This is a genomic window from Limosilactobacillus balticus (genome assembly GCF_014145615.1).
GTDB lineage: Bacteria > Bacillota > Bacilli > Lactobacillales > Lactobacillaceae > Limosilactobacillus > Limosilactobacillus balticus.
The window spans coordinates 17,488-34,067 of record NZ_JACIVH010000068.1 but is presented as its reverse complement, the minus strand read 5'-3'; the positions used below and the strand labels follow the sequence as shown (position 1 = coordinate 34,067).

At 41.7% G+C, this 16,580-nt stretch carries 12 protein-coding genes; 4 read left to right on the top strand and 8 right to left on the bottom strand.

What is annotated here, in order from left to right; all coding sequences use genetic code 11:
- Window positions 1-40 precede the first annotated feature (40 nt).
- Together H5S10_RS06870 and H5S10_RS06865 are read left to right on the top strand one after the other, a co-directional pair.
- A complete protein-coding gene (locus tag H5S10_RS06870) occupies window positions 41-1,024 on the top strand; it encodes an aldo/keto reductase (RefSeq protein WP_182589145.1) in 984 nt (327 codons plus the stop codon).
- A gap of 38 nt (window positions 1,025-1,062) precedes the next feature.
- Complete coding sequence (locus H5S10_RS06865) at window positions 1,063-2,556, top strand: glycosyltransferase (RefSeq protein WP_182589144.1); 1,494 nt, start codon at window positions 1,063-1,065, stop codon at window positions 2,554-2,556.
- 56 nt (window positions 2,557-2,612) lie between these two features.
- On the opposite strand, the gene H5S10_RS10310 is transcribed toward H5S10_RS06865, so the two are convergent.
- From H5S10_RS10310 to H5S10_RS06830, 4 genes are all read right to left on the bottom strand, one after another.
- Window positions 2,613-7,559 (bottom strand): mucin-binding protein, encoded by a 4,947-nt coding sequence (locus H5S10_RS10310; protein ID WP_233446402.1) that lies wholly within the window; start codon window positions 7,557-7,559, stop codon window positions 2,613-2,615.
- A gap of 232 nt (window positions 7,560-7,791) precedes the next feature.
- Window positions 7,792-8,433, bottom strand: coding sequence for a tRNA (guanosine(46)-N7)-methyltransferase TrmB (gene trmB / locus H5S10_RS06840; protein WP_035156976.1), 642 nt, complete (start codon window positions 8,431-8,433; stop codon window positions 7,792-7,794).
- 12 nt (window positions 8,434-8,445) lie between these two features.
- Window positions 8,446-9,648: an ABC transporter permease gene (locus H5S10_RS06835; RefSeq protein ID WP_182589143.1), complete on the bottom strand. Its 1,203-nt coding sequence runs from the start codon at window positions 9,646-9,648 to the stop codon at window positions 8,446-8,448.
- Window positions 9,641-10,378: an ABC transporter ATP-binding protein gene (locus H5S10_RS06830; RefSeq protein ID WP_182586886.1), complete on the bottom strand. Its 738-nt coding sequence runs from the start codon at window positions 10,376-10,378 to the stop codon at window positions 9,641-9,643. The genes H5S10_RS06835 and H5S10_RS06830 overlap by 8 nt, the downstream gene beginning before the upstream one ends.
- Window positions 10,379-10,514: 136 nt before the next feature.
- On the opposite strand from H5S10_RS06830, the gene H5S10_RS06825 reads away from it, so the two are divergent.
- Both H5S10_RS06825 and H5S10_RS06820 read left to right on the top strand, forming a co-directional pair.
- Window positions 10,515-10,949: an HIT family protein gene (locus tag H5S10_RS06825; protein WP_182589142.1), complete on the top strand. Its 435-nt coding sequence runs from the start codon at window positions 10,515-10,517 to the stop codon at window positions 10,947-10,949.
- 2 nt (window positions 10,950-10,951) lie between these two features.
- Window positions 10,952-11,182: a hypothetical protein gene (locus tag H5S10_RS06820; protein ID WP_182586884.1), complete on the top strand. Its 231-nt coding sequence runs from the start codon at window positions 10,952-10,954 to the stop codon at window positions 11,180-11,182.
- Window positions 11,183-11,368: 186 nt separating this feature from the next.
- Here the strand turns inward: H5S10_RS06820 and H5S10_RS06815 are convergent, their stop codons facing one another.
- From H5S10_RS06815 to H5S10_RS06800, 4 genes are all read right to left on the bottom strand, one after another.
- Entirely contained in the window at window positions 11,369-12,304 is a 936-nt protein-coding gene (locus H5S10_RS06815) for a peptidylprolyl isomerase (RefSeq protein WP_182589141.1), read from the bottom strand.
- A gap of 114 nt (window positions 12,305-12,418) precedes the next feature.
- A complete protein-coding gene (locus H5S10_RS06810) occupies window positions 12,419-14,911 on the bottom strand; it encodes an ATP-binding protein (protein ID WP_182589140.1) in 2,493 nt (830 codons plus the stop codon).
- 3 nt (window positions 14,912-14,914) lie between these two features.
- Complete coding sequence (locus H5S10_RS06805; RefSeq protein ID WP_182589139.1) at window positions 14,915-16,099, bottom strand: metallophosphoesterase family protein; 1,185 nt, start codon at window positions 16,097-16,099, stop codon at window positions 14,915-14,917.
- A gap of 79 nt (window positions 16,100-16,178) precedes the next feature.
- On the bottom strand, window positions 16,179-16,550 hold the full coding sequence (locus tag H5S10_RS06800; protein WP_182586880.1) for a YlbF family regulator: 372 nt from the start codon (window positions 16,548-16,550) through the stop codon (window positions 16,179-16,181).
- Between the last annotated feature and the right edge of the window lie 30 nt (window positions 16,551-16,580).

Genomic DNA, 16,580 nt, shown 5'->3' with positions numbered 1-16,580 from the left:
CAATTGATGCATGCGCTTTCACCCAATAAGGAGGTTTATCATGAAGTATCCAGTAACAATCGGTCATTCAGATGTTGAAGTAAATCCCCTCGGTCTTGGAACAAACGCTGTCGGCGGTTATAATCTCTTCCCGGATTTAGATGATCAAGCCGGCATTGATCTTGTTAAGACGGCTTTAGATAACGGAATCAATTTATTAGATACTGCCTATGTCTATGGCTTGGGTCATTCAGAGGAACTGATCGGGCAAGCCATTGAAGATTACGATCGGCATCAAATCATCATTGCAACAAAGGGCGCTCATGACTTTTCAACGGGTAAAGAAGTTATTAATAACGATCCAAATTTTATTACTCAGCAAGTCAATGACAGTTTACAACGGTTGCAAACTGACTATATTGATATTTACTATCTGCACTTTCCTGATCATGATACCCCGAAAGCAGAGGCAGTCGGTGCTCTTCAAAAATTACGGGAAGAAGGAAAGATTCGGGCAATCGGAGTTTCCAATTTTAGTCTTGCTCAAATCAAAGAGGCAAATGCGGATGGTTACGTTGACATTGTAGAAGATGAATTCAGCCTTCTTCATCAAGACCATCTAACAGAAGGAATGCTCGACTACCTGAATGAAAACAACATCAGCTTTGTCCCTTACTTCCCGCTAGCTTCTGGGCTATTGACTGGAAAGTATACCACTGATGCAACATTTCCTGCTAGTGATATCCGCAGCCAGATTGCCGACTTTAAAGAGCCACGTTACAGCACAATTTTACATGCTGTTGATCTCGTCCGTCCAATTGCTGATAACCATCACGCTACGATTGCCCAAATAATTCTCGCATGGTATCTGCAAAACCCACTTATTACTGCGGTGATTCCAGGAGCTAAAAATGCCCGCCAAGTCCTTTCTAATGCACAGGCAATGAAAATTGAACTTTCGACTGCTGAATATCGAACAGTTGAACAAGCATTCAATCAATTTAAGCAAATTAAGAGTGGTAAATCATTAAAAGATCCAGATTAAGGGATAAAACCACTAAATCGTTTGAGAAGGAATTTATCATGAATTATTTCATTACCAGCCGGCAGGATTTGCATACCTCGGCCATTGAACTCGCCCAGGTCAAGCGATTACGAATTTTCGATCACTTGAACGCCCCTGCCACTATCGTCACTATGCTATATAATTTTGACCATCAGACAATTGAAGAAAAACTGAATGTTAGTGGCCGCGTTCTTAACCTCTATCAGTTTTATCAACAGCTTCCTTACCACGCTGATCCTACAGTTGATCAATCCATTATCAAGCAGGCATTAGCTGTCCCCGCCTGCCAAGTTAAGGACAATTGTGCCCTGCGCAATGGCAAAGTACGGGTTCGCGTCAACTTCCGCAATGGACGGTTATACTATATCGACTATTTTGATCAGTATGGTTTTACCAATCGACGAGACTTTTACGATCAGGGATGTCGTACCTATACTGAATATTTTGAAGATAAGGGACGGTTAATTGCTCGCCAGTATTACGATCATAATGGACAGGTCAAGATAATCTATCATTATCGTGGTGGCGAAGGTAATGTCCCCATTCTCACCCTTATTCAGCTAATCGATCAAGGGCAGGAATGGCAATTTGATAATGAAGTCGAATTTCGGGCGCACTTTTTAGATGAGCTTGTTGGGGATGATTCCCAATCAATTCTTATCAGTGATCGTTCTAACATCGCATTAAAGTCGTTTACGCTAATGAAAAAGCCGGCAAGACGGTACCAAGTCTTTCACTCAGCTTTTACCGATAATGGGCAAAGCAATGGACCCATTTCAGCGATCTATCAGCCAATTTCAGCAATGCTTACAAAAGGTCAACTCACCGGGCTCATTTCGGCCACGGATCAAGAAGCTCAAGACGCTGCGAAACGGTTCCAAACCAACCATAGTTACGGCATTCCAGTGACCTATTTAACAAGCACAGAGCTCGCAAAAGAAATCCCCCTTGCCTATCGCCAAACCGGAAAATTCATCGCGGTTGCCCGACTTTCTAAAATCAAACAGCTTGATCATATTATCAATGCAATTATTCGGCTCCATCATGATTTCCCGCAAGTGACCCTTGATATTTATGGCTATAGTGATAGTTGGAATAAAAACCAAACTGCCAACGCCCTGAAGTCATTGGTTAAAGGGAATAACGCTGAACAATACATTAATTTCGTCGGCTATTGCGATGACCTTAGTGCTGTCTATGAACATGCCCAAGCAGAGATTTTAACAAGCTATTACGAGGGCTTTGCGATGGCTGTCCTAGAAGCACAGGGCCATGGCTGTCCAGTTATTAGTTATGATATCAATTATGGACCAGCTGACATAATCGATGACCAGCAGAGCGGTAAACTGATCCCCCCTAACGATCAAGAAGCCTTATACCAGCAACTGCGAAAACTGTTAGAAGATCCTAAACTTGCAAAGAAATATGCCCAAAACGCGCAAAAAGCAGCACAAAAATACCACTTCGATCATGTCGCGCTAAAATGGCAAAAGTTAATCAATAATAAATAAAAAGGAGTAATCCTTACAGCCAAGATGGCTGAGGGTTACTCCTTTTTAGCAGGAAATTAATCTTTCCGTTTCTTATTTACTTTTGTTAAGCCAAGTGCTGAGAGAAGACCAGCAAAACCGAGACCAATTAAGCTTGATGACTTTTGATTACCAGTTTGTGGCAATTGTTGAGCACCTTGCTTAGTAGTTGATTGAGCGGTTGGCTGCTCTGTTGGTTGAGCGGTCGGTTGACTCGTCGGCTGTTCCGTTGGTTGAGCGGTTGGCTGACTCGTTGGCTGTTCTGTTGGTTGAACAGTCGGCTGCTCTGTTGGCTGAGCGGTCGGTTGACTCGTCGGCTGTTCCGTTGGTTGAGCGGTTGGCTGACTCGTTGGCTGTTCTGTTGGTTGAACGGTCGGTTGGCTCGTTGGCTGTTCTGTTGGTTGGGCAGTCGGTTGGCTCGTCGGCTGCTCTGTTGGTTGAACAGTCGGTTGACTCGTTGGCTGTTCTGTTGGTTGAACGGTTGGCTGACTCGTCGGCTGTTCCGTTGGTTGAACAGTCGGTTGACTCGTTGGCTGTTCCGTTGGTTGAACAGTTGGCTGACTTGTCGGCTGTTCCGTTGGTTGAACGGTTGGCTGACTCGTTGGTTGCTCTGTTGGTTGAACGGTTGGCTGACTCGTCGGCTGTTCCGTTGGTTGAACAGTCGGTTGACTCGTTGGCTGTTCCGTTGGTTGAACGGTTGGCTGACTCGTCGGCTGTTCCGTTGGTTGAACGGTCGGTTGACTCGTCGGCTGTTCCGTTGGTTGCTCTGTTGGCTGCGTTGGGGTAGCTGTATATGTCACAATGAAGGTTCCTAAATCAGTAGTATCCTTATTTGGATCAATTGTACGTGCATTAATAAACTTAGTATCAACTTCATCATAACCAACTTCACTAGGCTTCTTGGAATCTACACGCCCCATAGTACTATCAGTAGTTGTCCATGGATCAGTTTCAAGAATTGTTACCTTACCATCTTTATTAGTAGTTGAGAAAACATTTCTAGTAAAGATTACAGTTTGCTTGTAAGTGTTCTTACCATCTGGTGAACCATTTACATCTTGGTAAGTCTTGCCACCATCTTTAGTACCATGGTAGACAACAGTTCTAGTGAAAGTCTTAGTTTCTTGTTTTACGTCAACCTTTGGTAAATCATGATCTTCATCTGGACCTGTTTCATGCTCGTTCTTTTCGTAAACTAATTGAAGGTCCTCAGGATTATCTGAAGTTGGTGTCAAAGTAATCTCGTCAGCCGTACCACTAATCCAGTGCCAAGTACCAACCATATCATCAGAAGTTGCGTACTTGTCGCCCTTCTTTAAGGTAATGTACTGACGACGAACACCATCCATAGTTTGAGTTTCATGGTTCCATTCAATCTTGCCAGCTTTAGTAGTTGCAACTTGAACGTTCTCACCATTAGCATTCTTGATAGTTTCTGGAGTAGTGGCTTGACCAGTTACCACATCTACATAAATATGACCATCAAATGTAACCTTTTGAGAAATTGGATCACTCAAAGTACTCTTATCATCATTATTTGCGACAAAAGTAATATTGCGAGTGAATTCCTTATGCAAATCACTTGGATCTACAGCTGGAGTACCATCTGGATTCTTTGGTACTTCTTTGGCTGGCGTATTTGGTGTAATGTTCTTAACTGCGTGTCTTAAGTATACATTGAAATGACTATCTTCTGTGCCATATTTATCACCATTGTGATAGTCAGTATCCACAAAGACATAACCTGCATTTTCAAGATCAGAGATACGCTTTTCATTATTGTTAAAGTGGATTAATTCGTTAGGTCTACCTTCACTATCACTTGCAGGGTCGGTATTACCAAGTTGAACCTTGTGATCCATACCGTCAGTGATGTCCCAGTAAGTAATATCAGCTTTAACGTCCTTGACGTATTCCAAAGTTACTTCACGATGTGCATCAAAGTTCTTGCTTGCTGGATCAAGATCAGTTCCATCTTGCTTAGCATTATTAGCAGTAGCTTTAGTTACAAGCCATTTACCTGCAAGCTTACCATCAGTAATTACAGGCTTAGTTACTTCGTTGAAACTTGCACCATGATCGTCAACTGTTGAACCATCGCCTGCTGTTGCAGTCCAAGTAATCTTGCCAGGAGTAGTAAGTGCAAGTAATGCCTTGCCACCTGTAAGAGCATCAGTGCCTTCTTCTGGCTGAACAAGCTTACCATTTACTGCATCTACATAAGCGGTACCTTCAAAAGTAACTTTTTGCGTAGTATCGTCAAGTAATGGAGTCTTATCCTTTTCAGTTACGTAGTGGATAATACGATCTGCGCTCTTGCTTAAGTCTTCTGGCTTAACACTTGAATTCTTTGGTACTTCATCAACTGGTGTATTTGGTGTAATGACCTTAGCTGCATGCTTCAAGTAAACGTATTGATCTTGAACATCATGAGTTAAAGTTTGCTTACCTAACTTACCATCTGTAGCATTATTAGATAAACCAACTAGAACATAGCCCTCTTTTTCGTAGTTAGTCCATAAGTTGTTAGTTGCATCAGGTGTATCACCAACATAATTAGCGCTACCAATATTAGAGATATGGTGATCATTAAGTTCTTTACCGTCTGTTGGAGTATAAACATCCTTACCTTCTACACCATTAACGTCAACATAGTGAATGTTGTATTGAGCTTTTTGCTTATAGATTAAGTAGCCGTCTGGTAATTCATCTTTCCAAGTAGATGCAGTAGGATCTCCGTAAGAAACCTCACCATTAGCGTCAGTACCAATCAAGTACCAATTGCCAGAATCGACACCACGCTTTGCTACTTGGCTATCAGTTAAGCTGATAGTTTCTGGAGTAGTTACAGCAGCTAAGTTCTTTTGATCGGCAGTTAAGCCTTGAGATGAATGTGCATCTACTGTCCAAGCTTCCTCAGCAGGATCACTAACCGAAGTATCAACGACCAACTCGCCATCTGTAGTAGTCTTAGTATGAACTAACTTAGTTGAGGTTGGGTCGGTTGCGTCGGTGTAGTAAACACCCCTCAAAGTAACCTTTTGGGTGGTATCGTCAAGTAATTGCTTACCATCCTTAGTATTAGCAACATAATGAATGGTACGGCTAGCGATCTTAGAATCAGTGTGAGGAGTTGCTTTATGAGTAAGATGAATTGTATATACATACTTAGCGTCTTCATCTGTTCCTTCACTGTGGTTAGCATTATCAGTATTATTAATACTAATACTACCAAAGTCATCGCTTACAACCGTGTATCCTTTACTCTTGTATTTATCAACTTGGTCATAAATACTTTGACGAGTCTTTTCAGCTCGATCACGCGTGTATTGATAATCATCTCCGGCTTCCGGTACCGGATTCTTTTTATAAGTATTTAATGTCTCACCAGTTACATCATCAATAATTGATACTTTGTATAAAGGACCATATGGATCAAAAACACTCATTCCACCATTTTTCGTTGGATCATTTGGGTAATACTTTACAGCCGGTGCATGAGAATACTGTCCATCGTATCCTTTAACCTGATAATTATCGTTGTAATTATATTCAGGGAAAGTATCTGTTGTGACAGGAATCCATTTACCATATGTCACTTGTCCATCAGTACCAACAGTCTTCGTACGCGTAAACTCAAGAGCTTGGCGGCCAGCATAGTGTTGCTTAGTTACATGATCGATGTTAACCCCTTCATCATTTTCATCGGTCATTCCATAATAAAAATAACGATATACCGTCTCTTTTGTCCCATCAGCTGATTCCTCTATATCAGTATTGTAATATAATTCATCATTAGGAACGTAATCGCCAATTTTTATTTTTGTATAGTCTACCTTATAAACTACTGATTGATTATCAGAAATATTTCCATTGGCAAATAATTTCCAATAATTAAGATCAGGTAATTTATCAAATGATTCCGTTGTTTCGACTACTTGAGGCTTCCATCGTTGTGACACATCCGGTGACATGATTGGATCAAAATAATCAACTACTAGCCGATTATTTTTACTAGCAATTGTATAAGTTTCGTCAGTAGTTAAATTCTTAACATTGAATATTCCATTTTTCACCTCATTGGTAACTAGATCGAAAGTAACCGTTGGCGTAATTTGATACTTTACTTTATAATCAGGAACTTCTTTTCCTTGATCATCTTGCATCGTTTTACCATCAGTTGCCATTGTATGACGATAGTGGATAGTTCTAGTAAGAGTAATTGGATCGTATTCTTTTTGCCGTGTTTGGTGTTTTAAATGAATTTGAAAGCTCATTTCAGGGCTTGTAAATTCTGTTGGAGCTTGATATGCACCAGCTGGTTTATAATTCCAAACACCTAAAATCTTCAGCATACGTTCAATACTCATCGTACCATTATTGTATGCTTTCTCATTAACCTTATCGCCAACTTTTCCGTACGCATAATGATGACCATTATTTTCGCTTGGTAAATATTCTGAATAATCTACTATCTTTCCGTTATCGTCATCATCAACAAACGTTAAATCAATTCTTGCATTTTGTTCGGTAGCAGCTTGGGAAACCTTACTTTCTTCAACTGGAGTATTTTGTGTGTTGACATTGTTTTTATTTAAATTAGCAATCGATTCATACTCGTTATCCTTTAACAATTCTTGATTCTTTTCATTGTTCAGTTGATCTGTGTTCTCATCACTTGTTTTATTTACTAATTGTTGTTCCTTTTGTGGATTACTACTAGTATTTTCGACTGAGTTTTGTTCTCCATTAGTTTGTTTATCAGCTTGTACAGCAGAAGTAGAAACTGGCTCAGTAATATCGGTATTTGCTGTTGTTGCTTCTTGCGCAATAGGTATATTATCAGCGTGTGCTACGGTACCCCCGACCATAAATGTCGTTCCTAATAAGACCGACGCAACACCAACACTGAGTTTGCGTAAACCAAACCGTTGCCGTTGCGGTTCCATTTTACGTACATATTCTTGTGTATTGTTCTTCGACATTCAATATCCCCCCATATATCTGTACGTCATAACTTATAATTTATTTTTCGAAAACATTCTAGCACATATTTATCGAATCATAAACACAAAATTATCATTCCATTTATGGCGGAATTACTTTTAAATACACTTTTTTATTTGATATCGCTATAAAGAAATCGATTTCTCATCCCCAACAAAAAAGCTAAAAAATACTAGTCAGCAAGTATTCGTCTACTTACTGACTAGTATTTTACTTAAAATTAGCAATTAGCTTATAGATTGGTTGGCCTTTCGCCGCAAATTTTTGCTCATACTCGGTTTCAACATTATGTTCATTTTCTTCGCTATGGTGCAGGTCTAACCAGACACCATCAAAGATCATTCCGTAGTTATTCATGCTTTCTAGTGAGAATTCAAAGAGACCCATGTTATCAGTTTTGAGTTCAATTGTGCCTTGATCTTGAAGGATTTGCTGATAGGTTGCTAAAAAGGTCTTGTAGGTCAACCGCCGTTTAGCATGCCGTTTCTTCGGCCATGGATCAGAGAAGTTAAGGTACATCTTAGCGACTTCCCCATCCTCAAAGTATTCTTGCAAGTCTTCCCCATCCCCACAAATTAATTGGAGGTTTGGCAAGTCTTCCTCAAGCGCTTTTTTGAGGGCGATTGCCGCAACGGTCCGTTGAATTTCAAGACCAATAAAGTTGATTTCGGGATGAGCCTTCGCCATGCCAATGATAAATTGACCTTTCCCCATCCCCACTTCTAAGTGGAGGGGCTGTTCTTTGGCAAACCGTGATTGCCACTTACCCTTAAATTGAGTAGCATCATCAATCATTAGTTCGGGATGAGCAGCAATTAATGGATCAGCCCACTTTTTATGTTTAACACGCATAGATTAAAATCCTCATTTCATTAGTTTTTTGACTCTGACATTGAAGTAGAAACGACTTAATAAGACCACTTCGACTGCCGCAATAATAAGATTAATTAGCATCTGACCGACATTCAGCTGCCAACTGATACTAGCAAGAGCGATCAATAGTGCTTCAAGCGCCGTCACCTTGGTTAACAGCTGCTTAAAGTCTGCCTGTTGCTGACTAGCTGGGATCGGATAGATGTGGGTAAAGACATTCGATTCATACTGGTCATAAAGTGGCATCAGCTGGGTCGCTATCAAGTAGATAAAGAGCACGACCACCACGGTACTAAGCCAGCCCGCTGGTAGTAAGAAGACAATCACCATTCCTAACAGGGTCAACCGACTAACGATCCCACTCACCTCCGTACTGCGGACAAATGCCCGAGCGTATAAGTAAGACCATGGTTGACCATCCTTGCTTAACCAGTGAATCAACCCATCTGCCCACTTCCGGCGTTTTGTATTTCCCTGAACACTTGGCACATCGGTAAAAAGGTTAAAGAAACGGTAGACACTATACATCCGATCTTGTTCTACCTTGACGGCAATGCGCCAATTGACGGCAAGATCACGATAATAGATAATTACCGCTAAGTATAGGAGTACTGCTACGACAAAGCCGACATAGGGGTTAACCAGCCACGTTGCGATTGAAGCAAGGAGCGGGTTTATCCAGTATTCTAACCGGGTCCGCCATTGTTGACCACCCCATCGTAAGCTCAATGATTTACGGGCCACATACATCCAATCAGCCTTATTGACAATGGCGACTAAAAAAATGGTCACAATCTCGGCACTGCTGAGTTTTTCCGTTGTTAACGCGAACGGTAGGGCGATAAAGGCGCCGACCACTGTCATTATTTCCGCTAAGATCAGACTATACCAGGTTGCCTGGTTAAGGTAACGATGGATTCCTTCAACTTGCGGCAAGAGAAAGACTGGGTCCGGCTTTTTGATCAGCGTTGCAAGCCGACCGATTTGGGCGATAACCGTAAACCAGCCGATCAAGATCAACCTGGTCCACCATTTATGCGGCCCCAAGGTTGGCAGCCATTGGGAGTAGCCATACGCCAAGGCTCCGAACAGGAAAAACAAGGCGATGACAAAGTGATCATTGAAGACTAGTCGCCAATAGCGCAGTAAGAGCATAAAGTGTTGACTGCGACGCTTGCTAAATAACTTATTCATCACGATCACCCTTTGCAAGATGCAAGTAAATCTCATCTAAGGATTCGCCGGCATAATCACCAGCTGCTCGTAGTTCTTCTAAAGTTCCATGTGCCCGGACTTTCCCATCTGCCAATAGGACAAAGCGGTCACAATACCGTTGCGCCGTATCAAGGACGTGGGTCGACATCAAAACCGCAACGCCCTCTTTCTTCTTTTGCTCAATCAAGCCCAGCAAGTCATGAACAGCCAAGGGATCCAACCCATAGAATGGTTCATCAATGATCAATAGCTTTGCCTTGGTCATAAAGGCACAACAGATCATTACCTTTTGCTTCATCCCCTTAGAGAAGTTAGCGGGGAACCAGTCAAGTTTATTATCCAGCCGAAAAAGTTTTAATAATTTTGTTGCCCGCTGCCATGCCTCATCGTGATCAAGCTCGTACGCCATAATCGTTAAATCGATATGCTCACGGAGAGTCAATTCATCATAAAGAATTGGCGTTTCGGGAACATAGGCGATCTGCTTTTTATACTCTTCCGGGTTAGCCTGGATAGTAAGGCCATCAATCTTGATTGACCCCGAAAATGGTCGCAATAAGCCAATCACGTGGTTTAGCGTTGTTGACTTCCCGGCACCGTTTAGGCCGATCAAACCAACCAGCTCGCCAGGTTGAACATCAAAGCTGACATCCTTCAACACGGGAATTTGCGAATATCCACCAACAAGTTTATTTATCTCTAAAGCCATTATTCATCCCTTCTTATTGATTGCTTAGTCATATCTTTTTATTATATCATAGGTTATTTCTTCTACTAAATCATGCACGAACGCGATTTTTTCGGTATACTTAGGATAAGTTTAATCTTCAAAAGGAGCGATTAATATGGACGATAATTGTATTTTCTGCAAAATCATTAACGGTGATATTCCTAGCTACACAGTCTATGAAGATGACGTCGTAAAGGCCTTCCTTGATATTTCTCAAGGAACTCCCGGCCACACCCTTGTCATCCCGAAGAAGCACGTCCCCGATTTATTTGCCTACGATGCTGATCTTGCTGCTCAAGTATTTTCCCGTATACCAAAGATTGCCCGGGCAGTCAAGGCTGCTAATCCTGCCATCAAGGGAATGAACGTGGTTAACAACAATGGTGAAGTCGCTTATCAATCAGTCTTCCACTCTCACTTCCACTTGATTCCACGGTACACTAGCGATGATGATTTTAAGATGATTTTTAAGGACAATTCTGGTAACTACAACGATGAAAAGTACAAAGAAATCCAACAATCAATCATCGATCAAATGAAAGAAGACTAGTTATGCAACGGCTAAAAGAAATTCAAGAGGAATTCAAACGGCTCAGCACCGAAGTCTCACAGCTAAAAAACGGCATTGATGAACTACAGTCTGCCATCCCTGGTGTGCAAAAGTTTATTAACGATGTTGAACGCGATGTTAAGAAGTGGAAGTTTAAAACCGAGCCTCGGCTGAACCGGATTCAGATTATTCTGGATGTGTTAAAACTTGATCAAAAAGAACAGCAAAAATAAGGGACTGTGACATAAGTTAAGTTACTTTCATAAAAAGCAAATACGCAGTACAACAATGGCCTCCAACGTCCGACAAAACCGAACGTTGGAGGCCTATGTTACTTGCGGGGGCTCCCAGAGGCTAGCTTCGCGTCGAAAAACGAAGTCACAAGTGACTTCTGTCTCGCTCCCATTTTTATACCCTATTTACTTGTTGAAACTACTACTGCTACTGTTGCTAGAGCTGCTAGTCGTTGTGCTGGAGTTAAGATAGTCATCAAGAATATTCTTAACATCGTTTTCCTTGATTGAAACGTTACCTTTCTTCAAGACGTTCGAAACAACCTTCCGCATAAAGTTTTGGTTGTTCATGTTTTCTTGAACGATTTGGTTCTTCAAGTCATTGATGTGTTGACTCTTCTTACCCTTAGCTGGGTGTTCGATCATGTAAATTACTTGGTAACCATCGTCAGTCTTAACAGGGGTAGTGGTGTATTCGCCAGTCTTTAACTTGAAGGCAGCCTTCTTGTAAGCAGAATCAAGTTGGTTGTCAGTATTATCAAAGGCTGGGAGCTTACCACCGTTGTTCTTGGTTTGACTATCAGTTGACTTGGACTTAGCAAGCTTCTTGAAAGTCTTATACTTGTTGCTGGAGTCATTTAATTGGTTAATGATATCTTCAGCATCAGACTTACTTCCAACAAGGATCGTCGCAGTTTGAACTTTAGGTTGGTACTTGGTCCATTGCTTATTGATCTGCTTGTTAGTGATGTGGGAGTAGTGACGAGCAGCAGCAGTCAAGAGTAAGTTTGACCGAATTTGTTGCTTCAATGACTTTTCAGTTAAGTTTTGACTTTGTAAATAAGCATTAAAGTCAGAACCATACTCACTCTTGTAGGTATTGTATTGCGCGTTAACTTGCTTATCACTGACTTCTTTACCGTATTGCTTTTCTAAGACCTTATCTAAGATCATTTGTTGAAGCACTTGCTTACCAGCACTAGTTTGCTTCATGCTGCTGTAGTATTCGCTCTCAGTGATTTTACCACCGCTAGTAGTAGCGACTGCTTTATTTCCACAAGCAGCAAGTGGCATCATCAATGCTGCCCCCGCGATAATAGCAATTAACTTTTTGGATTTCATGTAAGAAACACATCCTTAAACAAAATATTTTTTCGATAACTTCACTCATCCAATATACCACACTTATTTTTTCGTGCCAGTCTCATAAATAAATGTTTATACCATCTTCATAATTTATTCACGTTTGAACGCTTGCAAGTCAAGAATTTTAACGTCAAGATCCTTAATTCGGTCATCAGCAGTAAAATAGATAACCTGATTCTTCTCAGCAATTTTTTCTAGCAAGGCCAGCATTCGTTGCCGCCGAATGTTATCAAAATTAACGAATCCATCATCAATAATTACCGGGAAGTTGGCTTGATCACTCATCACAGTGACAAAGCCAAGCCGAAGCGCAATATACAGCTGTTCAGCCGTTCCTTGCGATAATTCTTCCACTAAAAAGACTTCTTGATCTTTCCGCACAACCTTGATCCCGTCCGTCGTTAAGTCAATCTGGGAATAACGGTGATCAGTTAACAAGGCAAAATATTGCTCTGCCTGCCGAATAATTGCGGGATAACGATCAGATGAAGCTCCTGCAAGAGCCTTATTAACCCATTGTATCGCCAATTGGTACCTTAACCATTCTTGTACTTCATACCAAATCTTAGCGGCTAGATTAGCCCGTTCCTGTTCAAGGTTACTGAGGGTTCCATCTTCAACTAAGCTATCAATTTCAACTTTATCTTTTTGCATCTCCTTGTGGGTTTGGGAGATTGTTAGGTTGAGCTGGTCAAGCTGGCGCCGAGTCTTCGATAAAGTCATCGCTAGCTCATCCCTGTTCGCGTATGCAGCGAGGGCTTGGCGGTCTTCTGCGGTCAATTGTTGTCCGTAGACATCGGATGCCAAGGCTTGGGATTGCGCTGCAGAACGGTTTGCTAAGTACTGGGTAAATTGGTTATCATCATGCACCCCAGCTTGCTGATAAATCGCCATTTTTTGCTGATTAATTTTACTGTAGTCTTGATTGAGCCGAGCTAAATTATTAGCAATCGTTGCTTTTTCCCGGGTATTTGCTTGAATATCCTGACGAGCTTGTTGCCCTTGTTCCAGCAAATCATCTAATTTAGCCCTAACAGTTGCCAGTGGCAGATTTTGCAAAGCCGGTGGCAATTGTTGGTTAAAGATGGCAAGCTGGTGGTCATATCTTTGCTGATCTTGTCCGGCAGTTTGGAGTTGGGCAGCTAATTCGGCGTTTCGTTGTAAATCCCCCTGCATTAATAGCCATTGATCAGGCGGAAAATCCTGTAAGCCGTATTTTTGACCAAATGCCATGATCGCTTGGGAATCGGTCGTTACTGGAGTAGCATGACTTTCTTGGCGTTGATAATAAAGATACATAACTGTCGCAAAGGCCGCAATTGCCCCGATAACGGTAATAAAAGTAGCATTCGCTAACAACCCGATGATAAAAAGGATAAAACCGCCGACAATTCCGATTATCGCGGTTCGAGAAGGGTCTCCGGTTGACTGGCTAGCGGTTGCCCGAGAAAGCGGTTGGACATTAAGGAGCCGGGCAAGTTCTGCTTTTTCCTGTGGGGTTAATGGCGCTGGCAAGGGATGGTGGTAGCGAATTTTAATTGCAGTTAATTCCTGCTGCCACTGATTAGCCTGCGTTTGTTGCCGGTGTTGCAAAGCCTCTTCCGCTTGTAATTCAACTGCTTGCTCCTTAAGGCGGCGAAGTTCCGGCATGCTGTGTGGCGAATGCTTAGTTGCTTGTGGAGACTGATGATCGATACTTGCCAAGCGCTGTTGATAGACCTGTTGTTGGCGGCGAAGTTCCTTTTCCCTCACTTGTAGCTCTTGGGCCGTTGCAACTTGCTGATCAGTTAAATAGTCAGCAAGCGGCCGAGTTTGGTGGCTATGTTGCCATTCATGGTAAACTGGCCACAACTGCTGTAAATGTTCTAATTTTTGCAAAAGCGGCTGTTGTTTTTTCAATTCTGCCTGTGCTTGTCGTAATTTTTCTTTGTTTGCTTGCAAATTTGTCTGCAGGTCTTGATATCGTTTAAATTTATTTCGTGCTCGATTAATTTTATCCGTTAAATCCGCGTATTGATGGAGGTCTTGATTGAGTGGCCATTTCCGTCCCCGTGGCTTATAGAGATGGTCAGCTTGTTTCTGGTATTGACTGATTAACTGCTCCCACTGTGCACTGCCAACCGCCCCTAGTTGCTGCAAATGTTGTTGCCATTCATCCCGATTAAGTTCATCTACAACCGTTAAGTCCCGTTGACCAAAACTAAAAAGTGCTTGATAGAGCGACCGATCCATTGTGCCAAGCAGTTGTTTTAATTCTTGCTCACCACCTTGACGACCTTGTGAATCAGTCACACTAACCTTACCACCGTTCCGCCCGCGTTGCCGTTTAATCAAGTAATCATGACCATTGACCTCAACTAATAAACTTCCCCCATAACTAGAAGTAGTCTTCGGAATATACTGGGCAAACCGGTTCTTTCCCCGCCCATCCGCAAAGCCGAATAAAATACTAACAAGAAAGGCCATCAAGGTTGTCTTTCCAGCTTCATTAGGGCCATAGATTATTTGGGGATTAGCTGTAAAATCGAAATCTTGATCATGCCATTTGCCAAAGCCATCGATATGGGCTTTTTTTATTTTCATCTTCTAATCCTCCCGCCGCAATAATTGGGTCGTTGCTTGCTTCAATTGCTGAAGATCAAGGCTTGTCAACTTAGCTGCTAAATCAGCATCCCGTGCTAAGCTTTTCGTTAATTCTGCAATATTAGCAGGGGTAAATACTTTTTGGGCGGCTTGTTGCCAATACCGTTCATCTAGATCAGCCATTGATGGCAACGAATTTTGCTGGTGGAGCAAGAGGTCATAGACCCACCATTTATCATTAGCTGCATTTTGGTCCTGCAGGTGTTCAAAGACATCCCCATTTGCAAGTAAGTGCCGAATCGTTGGTGAAAGTTGCCTAATGTTAGCAATCGTAAGTTCTACCAGTTGAAAAGGTTCTTTTTTCAGCTTACCATCAATTACTTGTGACAAGGATCGCTCCATTTCGGCAAGATCATTAGTTGGTAAAGCATTAACAGTTAGACTGGTCCATTCAATTTCTGCAACTGGTTTAAATTGCGGCACAAGTTTATTGCCCTGACTTTCTACTAAATAGTAGCCATGCTGCCCGGCTTCATTTTTATGCCGGCCCTGTGGATTACCGCTGTAAACGATAGGCGGTTCCTCATTCAAGATTTGGTGCTTATGAATATGGCCAAGTGCCCAATAATCATAATTTTTAGCGATTAATTCATCAATCGTAAACGGAGCATAGTGATTATCTTGACTTTGCCGGACTGCCCCGTGAAGCATCCCGATGTGCCAGGTTTCATTTCTTTTAGGTGGATATTTCTTCACTTGATCTTCTTGAAGCCATCGTTGATCATAACTAAAGCCCGAGATAGCCACAGTATCGTGATTTGCCAAAGTAAGGGTGGTGGTCATTACGCGATTACCAAAGACATGAACATTTGCGGGAAGTTCTCCTGCATCTTGGACAATTTGATAATCATGGTTACCGTAAAGCAAATAGACTGGGATATGGGCTTGATTAAGTCGTTCACACTGTTTGATAAAAAAATCAGTAGCGGCAATGCTTTGCTGATCACGATCATAAATATCCCCGCTAATTAAAACAAAATCGACTTTTAAGGCAATTGCATCGTCAACAATCTTTTGAAAGGCAGCAAATGTCGATGAATGGACGCGTTCCCATAATGGTTTTGGCATCGAAGCCAATCCTAAAAAGGGACTATCAAGGTGTAAATCGGCTGTATGAATAAATCTCATAGTTTGTCCTCTTAACAATAAAAGAGCTGAGAAAAATTTTGCTTTCTCCCAGCCCCTTACTCGTATCGTAATAAATTAATTATTCTTGTCCTGGCATCTTTGGCATTACTTCACTGTAAAGTTCTTGAATTGGACTTGTAATTGTCTTATTCAATTGTTGAAGCATGCTATCAACTTGCCGTTCTTGGTTCATCAAGTCTTGGACAACCTTCTTGCCACTTACTTCCTTGGCAAGGTTTTGAATGTTTTTAATTTCATCATCAGTTGGTTGTTGACCAGTCATTTGCTTGTGTTGAGCATCTGCTTGAGCTTGTTGGAACTTTTTGAAGGTGTCAAAAGTTTCGCTATCAGCCTTTAATGCTTCAAAAGCCTTTTGTAATCCTTGATATTCTTGAGTTTCGCGCAATTGGCGACTAAGTTCATTTGCAGTATCATAAATATTTACAACCATGTAAAAGTCTCCTTTATTTCGTTCTTAGAT

Coding starts and splice junctions, on each gene's coding strand:
- H5S10_RS06870 (WP_182589145.1), top strand. CDS start 41: ATGAAGTATCCAGTAACAATCGGTCATTCAGATGTTGAAGTAAATCCC.
- H5S10_RS06865 (WP_182589144.1), top strand. CDS start 1,063: ATGAATTATTTCATTACCAGCCGGCAGGATTTGCATACCTCGGCCATT.
- H5S10_RS10310 (WP_233446402.1), bottom strand. CDS start 7,559: ATGTCGAAGAACAATACACAAGAATATGTACGTAAAATGGAACCGCAA.
- trmB (WP_035156976.1), bottom strand. CDS start 8,433: ATGCGTGTTAAACATAAAAAGTGGGCTGATCCATTAATTGCTGCTCAT.
- H5S10_RS06835 (WP_182589143.1), bottom strand. CDS start 9,648: ATGAATAAGTTATTTAGCAAGCGTCGCAGTCAACACTTTATGCTCTTA.
- H5S10_RS06830 (WP_182586886.1), bottom strand. CDS start 10,378: ATGGCTTTAGAGATAAATAAACTTGTTGGTGGATATTCGCAAATTCCC.
- H5S10_RS06825 (WP_182589142.1), top strand. CDS start 10,515: ATGGACGATAATTGTATTTTCTGCAAAATCATTAACGGTGATATTCCT.
- H5S10_RS06820 (WP_182586884.1), top strand. CDS start 10,952: ATGCAACGGCTAAAAGAAATTCAAGAGGAATTCAAACGGCTCAGCACC.
- H5S10_RS06815 (WP_182589141.1), bottom strand. CDS start 12,304: ATGAAATCCAAAAAGTTAATTGCTATTATCGCGGGGGCAGCATTGATG.
- H5S10_RS06810 (WP_182589140.1), bottom strand. CDS start 14,911: ATGAAAATAAAAAAAGCCCATATCGATGGCTTTGGCAAATGGCATGAT.
- H5S10_RS06805 (WP_182589139.1), bottom strand. CDS start 16,099: ATGAGATTTATTCATACAGCCGATTTACACCTTGATAGTCCCTTTTTA.
- H5S10_RS06800 (WP_182586880.1), bottom strand. CDS start 16,550: ATGGTTGTAAATATTTATGATACTGCAAATGAACTTAGTCGCCAATTG.